Origin of the sequence: Leisingera sp. NJS201 (genome assembly GCF_004535885.1) — a bacterium.
Taxonomy (GTDB): Bacteria; Pseudomonadota; Alphaproteobacteria; order Rhodobacterales; family Rhodobacteraceae; genus Leisingera.
Genome location: NZ_CP038237.1, coordinates 30,704 through 48,975, shown reverse-complemented (window position 1 = coordinate 48,975; position 18,272 = coordinate 30,704). Strand labels below are relative to the sequence as shown.

At 62.6% G+C, this 18,272-nt stretch carries 18 protein-coding genes and 1 pseudogene; 3 read left to right on the top strand and 16 right to left on the bottom strand.

The window, feature by feature from the left end; translation table 11 throughout:
- Nucleotides 1-85: 85 nt before the first annotated feature.
- Entirely contained in the window at nt 86-1,507 is a 1,422-nt protein-coding gene (locus tag ETW23_RS22675; RefSeq protein WP_134831525.1) for an aldehyde dehydrogenase family protein, read from the bottom strand.
- 388 nt (nt 1,508-1,895) lie between these two features.
- On the opposite strand from ETW23_RS22675, the gene ETW23_RS22670 reads away from it, so the two are divergent.
- A complete protein-coding gene (locus ETW23_RS22670) occupies nt 1,896-3,308 on the top strand; it encodes an efflux transporter outer membrane subunit (protein ID WP_129373060.1) in 1,413 nt (470 codons plus the stop codon).
- A gap of 59 nt (nt 3,309-3,367) precedes the next feature.
- Here the strand turns inward: ETW23_RS22670 and nqrM are convergent, their stop codons facing one another.
- From nqrM to ETW23_RS22655, 3 genes are all read right to left on the bottom strand, one after another.
- Entirely contained in the window at nt 3,368-3,607 is a 240-nt protein-coding gene (gene nqrM, locus ETW23_RS22665) for a (Na+)-NQR maturation NqrM (protein ID WP_129373061.1), read from the bottom strand.
- A gap of 35 nt (nt 3,608-3,642) precedes the next feature.
- The gene (locus ETW23_RS22660) at nt 3,643-4,677 is read right to left on the bottom strand and encodes an FAD:protein FMN transferase (RefSeq protein ID WP_134831524.1); all 1,035 of its coding nucleotides are present in this window, start codon (nt 4,675-4,677) and stop codon (nt 3,643-3,645) included.
- A 76-nt stretch (nt 4,678-4,753) separates the two neighbouring features.
- Entirely contained in the window at nt 4,754-4,942 is a 189-nt protein-coding gene (locus ETW23_RS22655) for a hypothetical protein (RefSeq protein WP_129373063.1), read from the bottom strand.
- Between the two features lie 110 nt (nt 4,943-5,052).
- Here ETW23_RS22655 and ETW23_RS22650 point away from each other — a divergent pair, with 110 nt between their 5' ends.
- Nucleotides 5,053-5,577, top strand: a complete 525-nt coding sequence (locus tag ETW23_RS22650; protein ID WP_134831523.1) for a CBS domain-containing protein — start codon at nt 5,053-5,055, stop codon at nt 5,575-5,577.
- 19 nt (nt 5,578-5,596) lie between these two features.
- Here the strand turns inward: ETW23_RS22650 and ETW23_RS22645 are convergent, their stop codons facing one another.
- Nucleotides 5,597-6,040: a MarR family winged helix-turn-helix transcriptional regulator gene (locus ETW23_RS22645; protein ID WP_129373065.1), complete on the bottom strand. Its 444-nt coding sequence runs from the start codon at nt 6,038-6,040 to the stop codon at nt 5,597-5,599.
- A 156-nt stretch (nt 6,041-6,196) separates the two neighbouring features.
- On the opposite strand from ETW23_RS22645, the gene ETW23_RS22640 reads away from it, so the two are divergent.
- Nucleotides 6,197-6,775 (top strand): YceI family protein, encoded by a 579-nt coding sequence (locus tag ETW23_RS22640; protein WP_134831522.1) that lies wholly within the window; start codon nt 6,197-6,199, stop codon nt 6,773-6,775.
- Nucleotides 6,776-6,852: 77 nt separating this feature from the next.
- On the opposite strand, the gene nqrF is transcribed toward ETW23_RS22640, so the two are convergent.
- The 11 genes and pseudogenes from nqrF to ETW23_RS22585 all read right to left on the bottom strand — a co-directional run bounded on the left by nqrF (nt 6,853) and on the right by ETW23_RS22585 (nt 18,261).
- Nucleotides 6,853-8,076, bottom strand: a complete 1,224-nt coding sequence (gene nqrF, locus ETW23_RS22635) for an NADH:ubiquinone reductase (Na(+)-transporting) subunit F (protein WP_129373067.1) — start codon at nt 8,074-8,076, stop codon at nt 6,853-6,855.
- 15 nt (nt 8,077-8,091) lie between these two features.
- Complete coding sequence (nqrE, locus tag ETW23_RS22630) at nt 8,092-8,700, bottom strand: NADH:ubiquinone reductase (Na(+)-transporting) subunit E (RefSeq protein ID WP_058284773.1); 609 nt, start codon at nt 8,698-8,700, stop codon at nt 8,092-8,094.
- Entirely contained in the window at nt 8,700-9,353 is a 654-nt protein-coding gene (locus ETW23_RS22625; protein WP_134831521.1) for an NADH:ubiquinone reductase (Na(+)-transporting) subunit D, read from the bottom strand. The genes nqrE and ETW23_RS22625 overlap by 1 nt, the downstream gene beginning before the upstream one ends.
- Nucleotides 9,353-10,156, bottom strand: coding sequence for a Na(+)-translocating NADH-quinone reductase subunit C (locus ETW23_RS22620; protein ID WP_134831520.1), 804 nt, complete (start codon nt 10,154-10,156; stop codon nt 9,353-9,355). The genes ETW23_RS22625 and ETW23_RS22620 overlap by 1 nt, the downstream gene beginning before the upstream one ends.
- Nucleotides 10,149-11,357 (bottom strand): NADH:ubiquinone reductase (Na(+)-transporting) subunit B, encoded by a 1,209-nt coding sequence (locus ETW23_RS22615; protein ID WP_129373070.1) that lies wholly within the window; start codon nt 11,355-11,357, stop codon nt 10,149-10,151. The genes ETW23_RS22620 and ETW23_RS22615 overlap by 8 nt, the downstream gene beginning before the upstream one ends.
- Before the next feature lie 5 nt (nt 11,358-11,362).
- Nucleotides 11,363-12,706, bottom strand: coding sequence for a Na(+)-translocating NADH-quinone reductase subunit A (locus ETW23_RS22610; RefSeq protein ID WP_134831519.1), 1,344 nt, complete (start codon nt 12,704-12,706; stop codon nt 11,363-11,365).
- A gap of 404 nt (nt 12,707-13,110) precedes the next feature.
- Entirely contained in the window at nt 13,111-14,235 is a 1,125-nt protein-coding gene (locus ETW23_RS22605) for a mandelate racemase/muconate lactonizing enzyme family protein (RefSeq protein WP_134831518.1), read from the bottom strand.
- Nucleotides 14,232-15,326, bottom strand: a complete 1,095-nt coding sequence (locus ETW23_RS22600; RefSeq protein ID WP_134831517.1) for an alcohol dehydrogenase family protein — start codon at nt 15,324-15,326, stop codon at nt 14,232-14,234. Before ETW23_RS22600 ends, ETW23_RS22605 begins: the two co-directional genes overlap by 4 nt.
- A gap of 90 nt (nt 15,327-15,416) precedes the next feature.
- Nucleotides 15,417-15,656, bottom strand: a complete 240-nt coding sequence (locus ETW23_RS22595; protein WP_134831516.1) for a hypothetical protein — start codon at nt 15,654-15,656, stop codon at nt 15,417-15,419.
- Between the two features lie 3 nt (nt 15,657-15,659).
- A complete protein-coding gene (locus tag ETW23_RS22590) occupies nt 15,660-17,111 on the bottom strand; it encodes an aldehyde dehydrogenase family protein (RefSeq protein WP_134831515.1) in 1,452 nt (483 codons plus the stop codon).
- Nucleotides 17,108-18,261: pseudogene (locus ETW23_RS22585) on the bottom strand (SRPBCC family protein). The gene ETW23_RS22590 and the pseudogene ETW23_RS22585 overlap by 4 nt, the downstream one beginning before the upstream one ends.
- Between the last annotated feature and the right edge of the window lie 11 nt (nt 18,262-18,272).

Here is an 18,272-nt window from a genome sequence, read left to right as displayed (position 1 = left end):
ATGAAAACTGTCTGATTGCGCCGCAAAACCCACAGGCAGCAGCCTTCCCCTCCCGGCAGCAAATTCCGCCGGAAGGGAAAGTGACTTAGCCGAAGTGCAGGGTTTTGACTTCCTGATAATCCTCCAGCCCCAGCATGCCGCCTTCGCGGCCGTTGCCGGACTGTTTGTAGCCGCCAAAAGGCGAGCCGTAGTTGAAGCCGCCGCCGTTGATATGCACGGCACCTGCCCGCAGGCGGGCGGCGACACGTTCCGCGCGTTCCGGGTTGCCGGTCTGCAAATAGGCCGCCAGGCCATAAGGCGTGTCGTTGGCGATACGGATGGCGTCTTCTTCATCCACAAACGGGATGATCACCAGGACCGGGCCAAAGATCTCTTGCTGCGCGATCGCCATCCCGTTGGTCACATCGGCAAAAACCGTCGGGCGCACGTACCAGCCCTTGTCCAGCCCTTCGGGACGGCCCAGCCCGCCCGCCAGTACCGTGGCGCCTTCGTCAATGCCCGTTTGGATCATCGACTGTACCCGGTCGAACTGGATGCGGTCGAACATCGGGCCGATGTGGCCGCCCTCCTGCGCAGGATCACCAACCGCCTGCCCCTCAGCTGCCGCCTTGGCAATCTCCAGCACTTGATCGTAACAGCTGCGCTCCACCAGCATCCGGGTCGGCGCGTCGCAGCTTTGGCCGGTGTTATACATGCACTCCAGCACCGAGGCCGTTACCTTCTCCGGCAGATCGGCATCGGCAAACACCAGGTTCGGGGACTTGCCCCCCAGTTCCAGCGTCACCCGTTTGACCGTATCCGCGGAATCCTTGGCCACCGCAACGCCCGCCCGGGTCGAACCGGTAAAGGACATCATGTCCACGTCCCTGTGCCGCGACAGCCCCGCACCCACGGTTGGCCCGTCGCCATGGATCAGGTTGAACACACCGGCGGGATAGCCCGCATCATGGATCATCTGCGCATAGACCGCTGCCGACATCGGCGTGTGCTCTGACGGTTTCAGCACGCAGGTGGACCCGGTCGCAAGCGCCGGCAGCACCTTCAGCGCGATCTGGTTCACCGGCCAGTTCCACGGCGTGATCAACCCGCAAACGCCAATCGGCTCGCGTACCAGAATGTCGCCGTTGGGCAGGGTTTCGCGCAGCTCCTGGGTTTTCAGCGCCTCAAGAATCCCCTCCAAATGGCCGATGCCCGCATCCGCCTGGGCGTCGCGCGCCATCGAGATCGGCGCGCCCATTTCCGCGCTCAATGCCTGCGCCATCTCCTCGCGGCGCGCGTTGCTGATCTCCAGCAACCGCTCCAAAAGCGCAATCCGCTCATCGCGCGAAGTGCGGGAGAAACTCTCAAACGCCGCTTTGGCCGCCGCCACCGCGGCGTTCACATCCACTTCGTCGCCCAGGATTATTGTCCCGATCCGGCCCTCGGTCGCGGGGTTCAGAACCGGGAATTCGCGGCTGGAATGCGGTGTCACCCAGGCGCCGCCGATATAGAATTTTTGCAGGTCCATCAGATCAGTCTCACTTTTGCGTGGTGATTTCGGTTCAGAAGCTCAAGGAGCCGGGGCCGATGCGCCGGCACCGGACGCACCTCAGCCGTTTCAGAAACAGTGGACGGGGGCCCTGCCGCCGTCAAGCGCAGGGACAGCCCTGCTGTAAACTCTTCCAGCCCTCCCGGGCTGCGCGTGCTGACACCGGAGAATGACCGGGCTGGCGCCGCGCCGGAACAGCAAAAACGGCAAGACGGCATCATTTTGCGCAGTCCCCGGGTTGTGGGTTGCGCGCATCAGTGCCCGACAAAGACGCTGATTGCGGCAGGAATCTGTTCGCGGCCCGCGCTGCCCGGTTTAGGTTTTTCAAAAGCCCGCACCAAAAAGACCGGGCGTCTAGAGGCAAGTCATGAGCAGATCCAAGTGGACAGCCCGTTGTGTGCTGCTGGCCGGGACCATCCTGTGCAGTTGCACCGTTGTTGGCGTTGACTACCAGCGCCCGGACTTTGCGGTGCCGGCGGCCTATTACCAATCCCGCAGCTATGCGACCGCGCAGGGCGCGGCTGAGACCTGGTGGCAGGGGCTGAACGATGCCACGCTGAACCGCATGGTTGACGCAGGCTTGGCGCAAAACCTTGGCATCAAGGCCGCCCGCGAACGCCTGAAAGCCGCCGAAGCCCTGCGCCGCGGCAGCGGCCGGCCGCAGCAGGTCAGCGGCAGCCTGGAAGGCAGTTCGATCTTTTCGCGCCGCGAATCCCAGAACAATTCCTCCAGCCAGGATGTTGCCGAGGTTGGCGCAACCTACGTCTTTGACCTGTTCGGCGAATTCGAGCGCCGCTCTGAACGCGCCGTTGCCGACCGGGACGCGCAGTTTTACCAGATGGCCACCACCCGGCTGGCGATCACCGACGCGATCACCCGCACCTATATCCAGGCCCGCTTTTTCCAGCGCGGCGCAGCTGTCACCCGCAAGACGATCCGCCTGCGCGAACAGATACTGGGAACCGTGGTTGAACTGCAGGAAGCCCGCGCCGTGCTGGCGCTGGATGTGGAACGCACCAAACTGCAGGTCGCCAGTGCCAAGGCGGACCTGCCCGGCTTTATTGCCAGCTATGAATCCTCGGTGTTTGCCCTGGCCACCTTGCTGGACCGCGACGCGTCCGAAGTTTTTGCTATGATGAAGGGCAGCTACAGCCAGCCCTACCCGGCGACCAAGCCGGAACTGGGCGTGCCCGCCACCCTGCTGCGCAACCGCCCGGACATCCTGCTGGCCGAGGCCCAGCTGCGCAGCGCCACCGCCGATATCGGCGTCACCGAGGCGGAACTCTACCCGTCGCTGGAAATTACCGGCTCGGTGCAGGCGGTCCGGCATGTGCCCGATCTCTACTCCATCGGTCCGAGCCTGAATTTCCCGCTGTTCAACCGTCCTGTGCTGCGTGCCTTCCACAAACGGGCCATCGCCGAGGCCAAAGCGACGGAGTACGATTACCGCGCAGCCGTGCGCGGCGCCGTTGAAGAAGTCCAGTCCCAGCAAAGCACGCTGCGCGCCGCCCGCCAGCGCACCGCGGCGCAGGTCCGGGCGGTCAATCTGGGCACCAAAGTTGCCGATCTGGCGCGCGAAACCTTCACCGCCAGCGAAATCACCTTGTTCGACCTGCTCAACACCGAAGAAGCACTGCGTGCCAACGAGCTGAACCTGATCTCCGCCCGCCGTGACCTGGCGCTGGCCTGGGCCGGGTTGCAGATTTCACTGGGCAAAGGCTGGGCACCGGATCAAACCCCGGCCAGCGCAGCAGCAGCTTTGTCAGCAAAGGCTGAGTAAGTTCAGGCGTCTTGTTCCGGTGCAGGGCAGGTTCAGCGCGGGATAGGTCCCGAGCGGTCTCAGGCCTGTTCCTGCTGCATCTGTTCGACCATCCGGCGCGCGCGCTTGCACTGCAGCTTGTCGCGCAGCGGGCTGTCGGGGTCGATGTCCTTCGAGCAGACCACGCATTTGTCGGCGCCCGAGATCGCATTCAGCCCGCCGCAGCTGCCCTTGATCTTCTTGCCCATCAGGATCACGCCCAGCGACATGCCCAGGGTGACGATCAGCAGCAGGATGAAGGCCAGAAGAAAGGTGCTCATGTGTGGTCCCTCGCAGGATGGCTTGGTGCGCGGCTTCAGTTTCCGGTCAGCGCCTCGAATGCGCTGCTAGCAGTGGTCATATAGGCATCCGCACCGGCTTGCACGTCCCGATCAATGAAAAACACGGCAAGTTTATGCTCTTGGGCAAGCTTAAGCCCGTTTTCGCGGCCCAAAACCAGCATCGCGGTGGCCCAGGCATCCGCCAGCATCGCGTTTTCCGCAATCACCGTGACCGAAGTGGTGCTGTGCGTCACCGGCCGCCCCGCCACCGGATCCAGGATATGGGAATAGCGCGTGCCCTCATGCTCAAAGTAATTCCGGTAATCACCGGATGTCGCCAGCCCCAGATTGCTGACCGGCACAATCAGTTGCACCGTCTGCGCCGCCGCATCGGGTTTTTCGATGCCGATGCGCCAGGCCTCGCCCTGGGCGTTTTCACCTTTGGTCACCAGATCGCCGCCGATCTCCACCATGTAGTGCTCGATACCGAACCCCTGCAAAGCCCCGGCCACCGCATCAACGCCATAGCCCTTGGCGATGGCGGACAGGTTGATGCCGGTGTCCGGCGCGGATTTCTTCAGCGTGCCCGCCGCAGCATCCAGCACCAGCAGCCGGGCCTGTCCCACATTTTCCAGCGCCTTGGCAATAGCGGCATCGGACGGCACCGGATCCTCGGGCTGGCGCGGGCCGAAGCCCCACAGCTCGATCAGCGGCCCCAGGGTCACGTCAAACTTGCCGCCTGTCTTTTCATGCACATCATTGGCCGCAGCCAGCACATGGGCAAACTCCGGCGACACCCGCACCGGCGCAGTGCTGCGCTCGGCCGAGAAGGTGGAGACCTCCGAGGCCGGATCCCAGTTCGACATCTTGGCATTGACGGCCGCCAGGGTGCCCTCCACCGCGGCCCCCAGCGCCTCGGCGTCCAGATCCTCGCCAATCGCTATCACGCTGTAAGTGGTGCCCATGGTTTCACCCGACAGCCGCACCTCTTGCGGCGCGCTTTCGAACCAGCAGCCGGACACCGCCAGCACCGCGGGCAGGATCAGGGCAAACAAAAACCTTCTGGGCATTGGTACATCTCCGGCGGCAAAACTGGCGCTGCTATGCCCCCGCCCTGCGCCAGAGTCAAATTTGGCGCACCAAGGATCAGAACTTCAGCGGCACAAAAGCCAGCGCCAGCAGGCCCAAGGCGGCAGGCACCCCGAACAGCCAGGCCCGCAGCCGACCGTTCGGCGCTTCGCTCTTCCAGGTCTGCCGGTACATATGGCCGCAGACCACCACCAGGAACACGGTCAGCGCACCGGTCACGGGGGTCAGATAAAGGGTGTCGAACATGTTGTTTTCCGGCCTATGTTAGCGCTCGCGTCATTTCGCCCCTTCCCGGATCGTAATCCCGCGTTAAGATGAGCATATCACCTGATCCAGGATAGGAGGAGACCCGCGCAATGGCACCGACCTCATACCAAGCTCCGATGCGGGGCGACAAGGAGGACAAGCACAGTTACAGCCAGTCCGCCGAGTCAAACCTGTCGCATTCGCAGACAACAGTGGCCAAGCTGCTGGAGGGCAAGGGCGATGCCATCTTTGCGGTGCGCCCCAATGATACCATCGGCCATGTGGTGGATGTGCTGAAGGAAAAACACATCGGCGCGCTAGTGGTGACCGATCAGAACGGCGACCTGCAGGGCATCCTGTCGGAACGCGACATCGTGCGGCGGATGGCGGAAACGCCCGGCCACACCCTGCCGCAGGAAGTTTCGGCGCTGATGACCACAGCCGTCAAATCCTGCACCCCCGATGACTATCTGCATGACGTGCTGAAAACCATGAGCGAAGGCCGCTTCCGCCACATGCCGGTGCTGAAGGACGGCAAGCTGGCCGGCATGATCACCGTGGGCGACGTGGTGAATTTCCGCCTGAAAGAGCTGGAATATGAAACCCTGCGGATGAAACAGATGATCGTCGGCTAAGGTTTTTGACGGCGGCGGGTCACGGAAACGGCCCGCCGCCTGTTTCCTGCAGAATGGTCAGGAACGACTGAACATCTTCTGCTTCGGCCAGCGCCGCCATGCTGCGTTTGATTGCCGGACCGTAGATCCCCCACATCCGCAGGCGCAGCGCTGCGCCTGCCGCGGTCAGGTGCAGCACCTTGCCGCGCCGGTCGTGTTCATAGACCGCTTCGCGCACCAGACCCTGCTTTGCCATCTGTGCCAGGATGCGTGACAGGTTCGATTGCTCAAACAGCAGGTTTCTGGTCAGCTCAAAAGCACGCACCCCGCCGTCCCCCGCCAATTCGATCCCCCACAGCACGTCGTACCAGCGCATGCCGGGCAGCCCCGCCTCGCGCAGTTCCGTTTCAATATCCCGATGGGTCTGCCGGCAGGCCCGGTTCAGCAGGATCCATATCTCGGTTTCCCGTTTGCTCGGCGTCATAGGCAATCACGAATTGGTGAACGAAGCACGCGGCAGGCATTTTTGCATGCGGATGCGGCGGAATAGATGCCATAACATCTATACGGGGTTCCGCGCCAGGATTGAACCCCGCAATTCAATACCGCCCCAAGGGCAAATCCAAACAGGGATACCGTCATGCTGATCAAGATTGCACCGCTTGCCGCCGCCGCACTGCTGGCCGCGCCCGCCGCTTTTGCTGCCACGTATAAAACCGATCAGGGCCACACCGAAGTTCAGTTCAGCTGGAGCCACGCCGGCGTTTCGGTCCAGTCCGGCGAGTTCACCCAAGCCGAGGGCACGCTGGAAATCGACCCCGAAAACCCCGAAGCCGCATCGTTGAATGTCACCATCAAGACAGACAGCCTGGCCACCGGCTTTGGCCCGCTGGACGATCACATTTCCAGCGCCGATTTTCTGGAGGTTGCGACCTATCCCGAAATCACCTTTGTCAGCACCAGCGTTGAAAAGACCGGCGAAAACACGGCCAATGTCACCGGCGACCTGACCATCCATGGCACCACCAAGCCGGTTGTGCTGGAAACCACCTTGACCCATTTCGGCCCGCATCCGCTGGGCGGCGCGATTGAATATTACCAGGGCGACTGGGCTGCGTTTAAGGCCAGCACCACCATCGACCATCAGGCCTTCGGCGTCGGCGGCTTTTCCACCGGGCCGATCACCATCCGCATCAGCACCGAGATGAGAGCACAGTAAACGCCGCCAGGCGTTGGAACAAAGAAAGCCCCGGATGAAAACATCCGGGCTTTTGATTTTCCGCGCTGCGTTCCGGCTTAGCCGCCGAAGTCGTCCAGCATGATGTCCTCGCGGTCCACACCCAGATCCAGCAGCATGTTGATAACCGACTGGTTCATGATCGGCGGGCCGCACATGTAGAATTCGCAGTCTTCCGGCGCCGGATGGTTCTTGAGGTATTCCTCGAACAGAACGTTATGGATAAAGCCGGTATAGCCTTTCCAATCGTCCTCGGGCTGGGCATCCGACAGCGCCACATGCCAGTCAAAGTTGTCGAACTCCTCGGCCAGGCTGTCGAAATCCTCGACAAAGAACATCTCTTTCTTGGAACGCGCACCGTACCAGAAGCTGATCTTGCGGTCGCGGTTCTGCAGCCGCTTCAGCTGGTCGAAGATGTGGCTGCGCATCGGCGCCATGCCGGCACCGCCGCCGATGAACACCATTTCCTTTTGGGTGTCGCGGGCAAAGAATTCGCCGAACGGACCGGAAATAGTGACTTCATCACCCGGCTTCAGGTTGAAGATGTAGGACGACATCATGCCCGCAGGAATGCCCTCGGATCCCGGAGGCGGCGAGGCGACACGGACGTTCAGCATGATAATGCCCTTTTCGTCCGGGTAGTTCGCCATTGAATAGGCGCGTTCAACCGGTTCGTTCACCTGGGACTTATACTGCCACAGATTGAAACGGTCCCAGTCCTCGCGGTATTCTTCCTGGATGTCGAAGTCGGTATAGGCCAGCTGGTGCGCGGGTGCCTCGATCTGGATGTAGCCGCCGGCGCGGAAGTTCACATCCTCGCCTTCGGGCAGTTCCAGCACCAGCGCCTTGATAAAGGTCGCCACGTTGTCGTTCGAGCGCACCTTGCAGCGCCATTTCTTGACGCCAAAGACTTCCTCGGGGACTTCGACTTCCATGTCCTGCTTGACCGCAACCTGGCAGGACAGGCGGTCGCCGCAGCCCGCTTCGCGCTTGGTGATATGGCTTTCCTCGGTCGGCAGGATCGACCCGCCGCCCGAATGCACCCGCACCCGGCACTGGGCACAGGTGCCGCCGCCGCCGCAGGCGGAGGGGACGAACAGTTTCTCCGCCGCCAGCGTTTGCAGCAGCTTGCCGCCCGCAGGCACCGAGATGGTTTTTTCACCGTTGATGGTGATATTGACGTTGCCGGTTGAGACCAGGCGGGAACGGGCGACCAGGATGATGGTCACCAGCGCCAGCACGATCACCGTGAAAAGGGCTACGCCGAGCGTGAAAGTTTCCATGTTTCCGCGCTCTCCTTACAGTTTGACGCCGCTGAAGGACATAAAGGCCATCGCCATCAGTCCCGCGGTGATAAAGGTGATGCCAAGGCCCTGCAGACCGTCCGGCACGTCGGAATACTTCAGCTTCTCGCGCACACCGGCCATCGCGGTGATCGCCAGCGCCCAGCCAAAGCCGGAAGACAGGCCATAGGTGGTTGCTTCGGCAAAATTGTAATCGCGTTCCACCATGAACAGCGAACCGCCCAGAATGGCGCAGTTCACCGTGATCAGCGGCAGGAAGATCCCCAGCGCGTTGTAAAGCGGCGGGAAATACTTATCCAGGATCATCTCCAGGATCTGCACCATCGCCGCAATCACCCCGATGTACGAAATCAGACCAAGAAAGGTCAGATCCACATCCGGGAAGCCGGCCCAGGCCAGCGCACCGGGTTTCAACAGGTAAGTCAGCAGCAGGTTGTTGGCCGGCACAGTGATGGCCTGCACCACCATGACCGAAATCCCCAGCCCCAGCGCGGTCGAGATCTTTTTCGACACCGCAATGAAGGTACACATGCCCAGGAAGAAGGACAGCGCCAGGTTTTCAACAAAGATGGCCTTGACGGCGAGTGAAATCAGCCCTTCCATCAGTGCGCCTCCACGGATTGGATTTTATATTCACGCTCTTCCACCTGGTTCGGTTTCCAGGTGCGGAAGCCCCAGATCAGCAAGCCGATGACAAAGAACGCCGAGGGCGGCAGCAGCAGCAGGCCGTTAGGCACATACCAGCCGCCGTTGTTCACGGTCTCCAGAATGGTGATGCCGAACAGCGAGCCAGAGCCGAACAGCTCTCGGATCACGCCGACCAGCATCAGGATCAACCCATAGCCCAGACCGTTGCCGATGCCGTCGATAAAGGACGCGACCGGCGGGTTCTTCATCGCAAACGCTTCGGCGCGGCCCATCACGATACAGTTGGTGATGATCAGGCCAACAAAGACCGACAGGGTTTTTGAGATCTCGAACGCATAGGCCTTCAGCACCTGATCCACCAGGATTACCAGGGATGCAATGATCACCATCTGCACGATGATCCGGATCGAGCCGGGGATCTGGTTGCGCAGGACCGAGATGAACATTGACGAGAACGCGGTCACAAATGTCACCGCCAGGGTCATCACAAACGCCACCTGCAGCGACGATGTCACCGCCAGCGCCGAGCAGATGCCCAGAACCTGCAGCGTGATCGGGTTGTTGTCGACCAGCGGGTCGACCAGCATTTCCTTCTTGGTCTGCGACATCAGAAGTCTCCCGCTTGCAGGGCGGTCAGGAAGGGCGCGTAACCCTCCTCGCCCATCCAGAATTTCACCAGGTTGTCGACACCGACAGAGGTCAGCGTCGCACCGGCCAGCGCATCAATGTGGTGCTCCGGCCCGGCCGGGCCTTGCGCCTTGGCAACGGTGATCTGCAATTCGCCATCAGCGTCATGCAGCTTCTTGCCGCTCCACAGGGATTTCCAGCGCGGATTGTCCACCTCGGCGCCCAGGCCGGGGGTTTCACCGTGCTGGTAGAATTGCAAACCAAAGATGTCGTTGCCGTTCTCCTCAACCGCGATAAAGCCATAGAGGGTCGACCACAGGCCATAGCCGTGGATCGGCAGGATCACTTTGTCCAGCGTACCCGCGTCGTCGCGCAGCAGGTAAACGGTCTTGTAGCGCGACTGGCGGCCGATGCCGGCCGGATCATTGTCCAGCGCCCGGCTCAGCTCCGGGTCCTGCGCGGCGGCCAGACCGTCAAAGCTGGCGGCGTCGAACTGATCGGTGAATTCACCGGTCTGCAGATCCAGCACCTGCGGTTCAAACGCGGCAAAGGCTTCGGCGACATCTGTGCCCGGCTCATACAATCCCGCCACCTGCAGCACGTTCAGCTGCTTGTCGCGTTTGCGGTTGGTTTCCTGCACCGGGCGCAAGCTGACAGCGGCGGAAGACACGATCATCGAGGCCACCAGACAGACGGCGACAGCAATGAACACGGTCTTGCCAACCGAATCCGGCGATGCGGCAAGGAAACGGCCGATCAGGCCCTTGCTTTGGGTATCAGCCATGGCGGCGCGCCCTCCGTTTGATGTTGGCCTGCACGACGAAGTAGTCGATCAGCGGTGCAAAGACGTTGCCGAACAGGATCGCCAGCATCATGCCTTCGGGGAAGGCCGGGTTCAGCACCCGGATCAGCACAACCATCACACCGATGAGGGCACCATAGATATAGCGGCCCGCGTTGGTGTGCGATGCGGACACAGGTTCCGTGACCATGAACACCAGACCGAACGCATAGCCGCCCAGCACCAGGTGCCAGTACCACGGCATTGCAAACATCGGGTTGGTGTCGGAGCCGATCAGGTTCAGCAGCAGCGAGAACGCAATCATCCCGCCCAAACAGCCCGCGATCAGGCGCCAGTTGGCGATCTTGGTGAACAGCAGGAAGGCCAGACCAATGGCGCAGGCCACGGTCGAAGTCTCGCCAAAGCTGCCCTGAATGGTGCCAATGAAGGCGTCCGACCATTCGATGCCCTTGGCGGCCAGCGCCTGCACACCGTCGGCGGCTGTCACACCCAGCGCGGTGGCGCCGGAGAACCCGTCAACCGGGGTCCAGACACTGTCGCCCGACATATTGGCGGGATAGGCGAAATACAGGAACGCCCGGCCCGTCAATGCGGGGTTCAGGAAGTTCTTGCCGGTGCCGCCAAAGACTTCCTTACCGATCACCACGCCAAAGATGATGCCCAATGCCACCTGCCACAGCGGCGCCGAGGCCGGCATGATCAGCGTGTAAAGCATCGAAGTCACAAGGAAGCCCTCGTTCACCTCGTGGCCGCGCACCGTGGCAAAGATCACCTCGAAAATGCCGCCGGCAATCAGCGTCACCAGATAGATCGGCAGGAAATACAGGAACCCGTGCGCGATATTGGCCATCGGGTTCGCCGCATCCAGCGAAATGCCGAACATCTGCAGAATGGCAATGCGCCAGCCGGTCGCGGCATCAGCGCCAAGCCCGGCAATCGCCGCGTTCGCCTGATAGCCGGTGTTCCACATACCCCACAGAATGCAGGGAATGGTCGCGATCACCACATAGGTCATGATCCGCTTCATATCGACGTATGAGCGGGCATGCGGCGCTGCGGTGGTCACAGTCTTGGGGGTGTAAAGAAAGCTCTCCACCATCTCATAGACGGGGAAGAGTTTCTCGTATTTGCCGCCCTTTTCAAAGTGCGGCTCGATCCTGTCAAAGAAGCTGCGCAATCCCATCCGGCTCAGCCCTCCTTTTCAATCTTGGCGAGGCAGTCGCGCAGCGCTTGCCCGTATTCATATTTGGCGGGGCAGGCAAAACCGACGAGGCCCATGTCCTCTTCGTCCAGCTCCAGCGCACCCAGCGCCTGCGCGGTGTCGGTGTCCATCACCAGCAATGCCCGCAACAGCTGTGTCGGCAGATAGTCCTGCGGCATCAGCTGTTCGAACGTGCCGGTGGGCACCATCGCGCGGCGGCCGCCGTTCAGATTGCTGGTCAGGCTGAACAGCTTGCGCGACAGGGCGGACCCCAGCACCGGCTGCACCGCGTATTTGCCGCCCATGGGGCGGATCCAGCCCAGCGGGATCTGCTTGCGGTCTTCTTCCATCAGGGCAACCTGACGTGCGAACCGGCCCAGATAGGCAAACGGACCCGCAGCCTGACGGCCCGACAGGATAGAGCCGGAAATCACCCGCACCGGGCCGTCCGCAGCAATCTCGCCGCGGGTCAGCTCATCGGTGGAGGCCCCCGTCACGGTGCGGACCAGACGCGGCTCGCGCGCCGCAGGCCCGGCGAGCGCTACAACAATGGAGGGGTCCAGATGGCCGGTCAGCAGCAGGCGGCCGATGGCGATCACATCCTGATAGGAAATCGTCCAGACCTGATCCTCGGCGCGCAGCGGTTTCAGGAAATGGATGTGGGTCCCGGCAAGACCTGCAGGGTGCGGGCCGGAGAAGGCCGCCGCCTCAACCCCGGCAACATCGGTGCCCGGAATGCTGTCGCCTGCCTTCTGGCACAAATAGGTGGTGCCCTCGGTCAGCAGGGTCAGCGCTTTCAGACCTGCCGCAAATGCCTCAGCCGCATCATTGATGATCACGGCAGCGTCAGCCGCCAGCGGCTCGCTGTCGATCGCCGTCACAAAAATCGCGCCCGGCTTGGAACCCGGCTGCGGCATCTTGGAATAAGGACGGGTGCGGAACGCGGTCCACAAACCAGCCGCGCACAGCTTTTCGGTCAGCCCCTCGGCAGTATCGGCATTGCCGGTGGCCGAGAAATCAACGCCGTTGTCATCCGCATCGGAAACCGCGATCACCACGCTTTCCAGCACCCGGCGCGCACCGCGGTTGATCGCCACGACCTTGCCGGTCATCGGCGCGACCATCATCGCGGCTTCGGCATCCTTGTGGCAGAACAGCGGAGTTCCGCGCTGGACCTCCTCGCCTTCCTGCACCAGCATGCGGGGTTTCAAACCCAGATAATCGGGGCCCAGAACCGCCACCGAAGTGATGGCCGGGCCGGGGTGAATGGTCTGTTCCGGCGCGCCTGTCACCGGCAGATCCAGCCCCTTCCTCAAGTTAAATGTCTTCATATTTGCGCTACGTCCTTGTGAGGCCGATTCCCGTGGCGGTACTTATCTGTTTCCGGCGGCGGAGACAAAGAAAACGCAAGATGCGGTCGCTTTTGACTCTTCACCAGCCGGGTCCGGCCCTGTTTGATCGGGCGCACTCGAATCAAATTTGCCGCCGAATGGCAAGGCCGCCCCCCTGCTTGCCGGGCAGATTCCTCCGTGATCGCAGCTTCTAAGCCAGAATGCCGCATCTGCAGCCTGCCAATACGTCAGATGCGCCACCCGGAAGCGGCAATCGCACGCTCTGCCTGTGGACAAAACACCCCGGCCAAGCAACGCTTGCCGGGGCGGTCCAATGTGATGGCGCTAACGCCTGCGGCAGCCCGCATGTGATTCGCGACAGGCCTGCGGATTTTGCGCTGATCTCACGCTTCCCAGACAGCCTGCGGCGCGCCCATCAGATCGCGGTCAACGGTGATCCCGAGCCCCGGCGCATCCGGCACCAGCACGCCGCCGTCCTGCACAGGCGCGTCGAATTCCGCGGTTTTCAGCGTCACCATATCGCGGCAGTCCAGTATGCAGCGCAGGGACCGCTCCGGCACCGTGGCGCCCAGATGCGCAATGGCGGAAAACGCCACGGCAGAGCCGACCGTATCCTGCACACTGACCGTCGCACCGGCAGCCAGGCACATGTCCCGGTGCCGCCGCCCATGGGTCAGCCCGCCGGCCTTGGAGATCTTGAGGCCGATGCCGTCGGCCACATCCTCGGCCAGCATCAGCGCGATGTCCTCATCCTGCTGCACCAGCTCATCCAGGATGATCGGCACGCTGCAGCGCTTGCGCAGCGACATCGTCTCGCGCCAGGTCTTGCAAGGCGCCTCCAGCACAAAATCCAGCCCCGCAGGCAGCATCCGCAGCATCCGCAAGGCGGTCTCCGGCGTCAGCCCGCCATTGGCATCGACCAGAAAGAACTCCCCCGGCTGCCGGTCCGCCAAGGACGCGCGGATACGCTCCGCGTCCAGCGCCGGGCCGCCTTCGCTGTCCAGCGCGCCGACCTTGACCGAATGCCCCAGATAGCCCATCTCGCGGTGCTGCGCGACGCGCGCGCGCATGTCCTCAGGGCTGCCCGCATAGATCGAAGAGATCACCGGCAGGCGTTTGCCCGTAGAGCCGCCCAGCAATTCGCAGACCGGCAGGTCCACCGATTTCCCGAACAGGTCCCAGCAGGCCAGATCAATTGCCGATTTGGCGTGATTGTGGCCCACCAGCGCCTCGTCCATCGCATCATTGATGCGGTCCATCTGCCGCGGATCACGGTCCAGCAGATACGGCGCAATCTCGGCGATCCCCGCTCGCGCACCCAAGGCGTGCGCGGCGATATAGGTGGCGCCGAACGGCGTGCTCTCGCCCCAGCCTTCCAGCCCGGTGTCGGTGGTGATCCGCACAAAAGAGGCATCAAAACTGCGGTACTCCCGGCCGCCCGACAGCATGTAGGTGCCGCCGGAATAGGGCAAGTCCAGCTGATACAATTCGATTTTCTTGATCTTCACGCCTCGGCCTCCGGGATCATCAGCACCAGCTTGCCGGTATGTTTCTTGCTCAGGAAGTCCTCCTGCGCGGTTGCAATCTCAGCCAGCGGATAAGTCTTGGCGACCAGCGGGCGGATTTCCCCGGCCTCGATATATGAGATCAGATTGGCGAACACCTCATCCTCCTGAAAGGTGCAGCCCATCAGGGTCAGGTCCTTCAGGTACAGCGTGCGCACGTCGATCTCAGCAATCGGCCCCGCAATGGCGCCGGCGGTGGCATAACGCCCGCCACGTCGTAAAACGTCCATAAACGCAGGCCACTGCGGGCCAGCGACCAGATCGACCACCACATCGACGGATCCCTCGCCCAGCTCTGTGCGCAAATCCGCGTTGCGGTCCACCACACGGTCGGCGCCAAGCGCCAGCACCTCCTCCGCCTTCGCAGCAGAGGACAGCGCGGTCACGGTGGCACCGCGGCGCTTGGCCAATTGCACGGCGGCAGAGCCGACGCCGCCCGACGCGCCCGAGATCAGCACGGTTTCGGCGCCAAGGCCAACCCGGTGCAGCATGTTCTCAGCCGTCGAATAGGCGCAAGGGATCGAGGCCAGCTCGGCATCGGACCAGTTGCAGTTCACTGCATGGGTCTCGCGCGCCGGGGCGACCGCGAACTGGGCAAATCCGCCGTCGCATTCGCTGCCGAGGGTCCAGCATTCAAAAGGGCGGTAATCGACGTAAGAGCGCAGCATATTGCGCACCAGCACCCGCTCGCCGATACGGGACGGGTCGACCCCCTCCCCCACCGCTGTGATGTGCCCGCAGGCATCCGCGCCCTGAATGCGCGGGAATTCCAGCGGCTTGCCGGACCAGCTGGCGTCATCGTCATCGACGCTGTCAAACCCGGTGGCGCCGCCCGCATTGGTGTCCGCATCCACCGCCTTGGAATACCAGCCGATCCGGGTGTTGATGTCGGTGTTGTTAATGCCCGCCGCCGCGATGCGGATCAGCACCTCGCCGGCCTTGGGTTGCGGCACCGGCACATCGGTGCGGTATTCCAGTTTCTCGATGCCGCCGTGGCCGGTTAGCAGCACCGCCGCCATTTTGCTGGGGATCATGAGTGTCTCTCCCTGAATAAAACTGGCCGGCCCTCCCCTGCCGGCCAAACAGGCTGCTGTCCCCGTGGGGACAACACCCTGAAACCTGTGTCACAGATCCAGCGGATGCGCCCGGCCCCGTTCCGCCAGGCGGCGGTTCAGTTCCCTGGCTTCCGGCAGACCCGCTTCCAGCGCAAAGACAAAGGCGTGGGTCAGGTAGAAGCAGGCGGCGTCGATATTGCCGGCCTCCTCAGCCCTGTCCCCGGCCAGCGTATACAGCCGCACCAGCTCGGCATTGTCCTTATCTTCATGCGCCTGCAAAAGTGCGCGGTCGAGATCTGCACACTCCATCCCTCAGCCCTTCAGCGAGATCGCGATGTTCTTGGTGCGCACATAATTATAAAGCGCCTCCAATCCCTTTTCACGGCCAAAGCCCGATTTGCCAACGCCGCCGAACGGGGTTGAGATGCCGCCAGCGAACCATTCGTTCACAAACACCTGCCCCGCCCGCAGACGGTTCGCGGCGCGATGCGCCCGCGCCAGATCGCGGGTAAAGACGCCGGCCACCAGCCCGAACGCGGTGCCGTTGGCCATGGCGATCGCCTCGGCCTCGGTGTCGAAGGGGGTGAAGCAGGTGACGGGGCCGAAAATCTCTTCCTGCGCGACACGGGACGCGGGATCCACGTCCGCCAGAATGGTCGGCGCCATAAAGTAGCCCTCCCGCTCCAGCCGGGCGCCGCCGGACGCCGCGCGCGCACCGCTTTGGCGGGCGGTGGCCACCAGGGTTTCGATGCCGTCCAGCTGACGCGCCGAGATCACCGGGGTGAGGCCGGGGTTGTCCAATCCGTGGCCAACGCTGAGACCATTTGCCAGCGCCGCGGCGCGCTCAACCGCCTCGTCATAGATCGAACGGTGCACCAGCACCCGAGACATCGCCGAACACACCTGACCGGCGTTATAGAAGATGCCGCTTTGCAAGCTGGACATCAGCGTGTCGAGGTTGGCATCCTCAAAGGCCACCGCCGCGGATTTGCCGCCCAGCTCCATCAGCGCAGGCGTCACCGGATTGGCCGCGGCGCGCAGGATCGCCTGGCCGGTCGGGACCGAGCCGGTGAAGACGATCTGATCCACCGCCAGGCTTTCCACCAGCCGCGCGCCAAGGTCTGCACCGATGCCGTTCAGAATCGACACTGTCCCCGCGGGGACATCAGCGCGTTCCAATGCCACGCCCAGCATCGCCAGCGCCATCGGGTCCAGCTCCGGCGATTTGATGATCACCGAGTTGCCCGCCGCCATCGCAGGCGCCAGCGAGCGTGCGGCTATCGACACCGGGAAGTTCCAAGGCACGATCTGGGCAGAGACGCCATAAGGCTCATAGACCGTAAAATCAGCGTAATCCGGGCCAAGCGGGATCGACTTGCCTTCGATCTTGTCGGCCATGCCGCCGTAATATTCGAAATACTGCGCGGCTTCCTCGAATTCGTCATGCGCCGCGCTGAGGCTCTTGCCGCTTTCGCGGCACAAAAGCTCTGCGCCCTCATCCGCGATGCCGCGGATTTCCGCTGCAATGCGCTGCATCAGCTGGCCGCGTTTGGCGGGCTTCATGGCCGCCAGATCGCCGCGGTCAAAACTGGCGCGGGCGGCTTCCAGTGCGCGGGCCAGGCTTTCCTCGCCCGCCAGCGCACAATCCGCCACATGGCTGCCGTTGCCCGGGTCCTCAACGGCGATGCGTTTGCCGCCATCGCCCTCGGCCCAGGCTCCGGCCAGGAAATTCCTGGCCAGACCGTCGTTTAAAAAACGGCTCATGCCGCGCGGCCCTTGGTCACCTGATCGGCCACCCAGGCGTGGAAGTTATGGGTCGGCCCGTCCATCGCAGGCGAGAAACGGCCGCCGTCGAACAGCTCGCCGTGGCGGCCCTTCTGCATGCCCTCGACGACAAAGACGTCTTCCTCGAACACGGTCTTCCACAGTTTGGCGTTCTCATCGCGCAGCTGTTCCAGGTCAGGCGTGTCGTCGGCGGATTTGGCGTAATACAGCTCGATGTGTTCAACGGTGTTTTCGGTGTCGACCGGCTCAAGGATGATCGCAAACGCGTGGTCGCGCTGCACACCCAGCAGCACGTTCGGGTAGACGGCCACATATTCGCCGCCCTCATCCCACTTGCTGCTCAGCCCTTCGAAATCCGGGAACATTGTGCCGTCTTCGCCCTTCATCTGGCGATAGACCAGGGTGCCCTGGCCGGAATAATGGCCCGGAACCTCGATGTTGTAATGGTCTTCCAGCCGGGAATAGCTGTTCAGCCCGGATGCACCCAGGGCAGGTGGTAGCTTTCGCAGTAGTTCTCAACCGCCAGTTTCCAGTTGGTTTTGACTTCCAGCTGAAAGCCCGAGGTTTCGCCGCCGTGATGCACCGGGGTCTCAAATTCCTTCCAGCGTTCCAGAAGGCCAGCGTGCGCGTCCTCAAACGCGGGCGCGTTGCCGTCGACATTGGCAAAGATCACGTCGCGCCAGACATAGGAACGGATGCGGACCAGGCCCAGCTCGTCCAGCTTGATGTCTTCATGCTTGTTGTTGCCGGGGCCGCCCACATGCGGGGTTGAGACCAGGCGGCCGTTCAGGCCATAGCACCAGCTGTGATAGGGGCAGCGGATGGCGCCACGGATCTTGCCGGGTTTTTCAACCAGGATCATGCCGCGGTGGCGGCAAGTGTTCTGAAACACGCCGACTTCGCCATCATTGTCGCGCACGATCAACAGCGGCATCCCGAGGAAATCCACCGGTTCGGCATAGCCCGGTTCCGGCACATCCTTGCCAAAGCCGATGCCGGACCAATTGGCAAACAGCACCGAGCGTTTCTCTTCGGCAAAGACGGCGGGGTCGATGTAATGGGCGTTCGGCAGGCCGTTGGCCACGTTGACCGGAGCCATCACCGGGGCAAGCGTGTCATGCTTGTTCATCTGGGTCTCTC

What these genes read in the sequence shown, in the direction of transcription:
- ETW23_RS22595 (WP_134831516.1), bottom strand. Translation starts at nt 15,656, where the DNA reads ATGGAGTGTGCAGATCTCGACCGCGCACTTTTGCAGGCGCATGAAGAT.
- nqrM (WP_129373061.1), bottom strand. Translation starts at nt 3,607, where the DNA reads ATGAGCACCTTTCTTCTGGCCTTCATCCTGCTGCTGATCGTCACCCTG.
- ETW23_RS22625 (WP_134831521.1), bottom strand. Translation starts at nt 9,353, where the DNA reads ATGTCGCAGACCAAGAAGGAAATGCTGGTCGACCCGCTGGTCGACAAC.
- ETW23_RS22610 (WP_134831519.1), bottom strand. Translation starts at nt 12,706, where the DNA reads ATGAAGACATTTAACTTGAGGAAGGGGCTGGATCTGCCGGTGACAGGC.
- ETW23_RS22640 (WP_134831522.1), top strand. Translation starts at nt 6,197, where the DNA reads ATGCTGATCAAGATTGCACCGCTTGCCGCCGCCGCACTGCTGGCCGCG.
- ETW23_RS22615 (WP_129373070.1), bottom strand. Translation starts at nt 11,357, where the DNA reads ATGGGATTGCGCAGCTTCTTTGACAGGATCGAGCCGCACTTTGAAAAG.
- ETW23_RS22675 (WP_134831525.1), bottom strand. Translation starts at nt 1,507, where the DNA reads ATGGACCTGCAAAAATTCTATATCGGCGGCGCCTGGGTGACACCGCAT.
- ETW23_RS22650 (WP_134831523.1), top strand. Translation starts at nt 5,053, where the DNA reads ATGGCACCGACCTCATACCAAGCTCCGATGCGGGGCGACAAGGAGGAC.
- nqrE (WP_058284773.1), bottom strand. Translation starts at nt 8,700, where the DNA reads ATGGAAGGGCTGATTTCACTCGCCGTCAAGGCCATCTTTGTTGAAAAC.
- nqrF (WP_129373067.1), bottom strand. Translation starts at nt 8,076, where the DNA reads ATGGAAACTTTCACGCTCGGCGTAGCCCTTTTCACGGTGATCGTGCTG.
- ETW23_RS22670 (WP_129373060.1), top strand. Translation starts at nt 1,896, where the DNA reads ATGAGCAGATCCAAGTGGACAGCCCGTTGTGTGCTGCTGGCCGGGACC.
- ETW23_RS22590 (WP_134831515.1), bottom strand. Translation starts at nt 17,111, where the DNA reads ATGAGCCGTTTTTTAAACGACGGTCTGGCCAGGAATTTCCTGGCCGGA.
- ETW23_RS22660 (WP_134831524.1), bottom strand. Translation starts at nt 4,677, where the DNA reads ATGCCCAGAAGGTTTTTGTTTGCCCTGATCCTGCCCGCGGTGCTGGCG.
- ETW23_RS22655 (WP_129373063.1), bottom strand. Translation starts at nt 4,942, where the DNA reads ATGTTCGACACCCTTTATCTGACCCCCGTGACCGGTGCGCTGACCGTG.
- ETW23_RS22645 (WP_129373065.1), bottom strand. Translation starts at nt 6,040, where the DNA reads ATGACGCCGAGCAAACGGGAAACCGAGATATGGATCCTGCTGAACCGG.
- ETW23_RS22600 (WP_134831517.1), bottom strand. Translation starts at nt 15,326, where the DNA reads ATGATCCCCAGCAAAATGGCGGCGGTGCTGCTAACCGGCCACGGCGGC.
- ETW23_RS22620 (WP_134831520.1), bottom strand. Translation starts at nt 10,156, where the DNA reads ATGGCTGATACCCAAAGCAAGGGCCTGATCGGCCGTTTCCTTGCCGCA.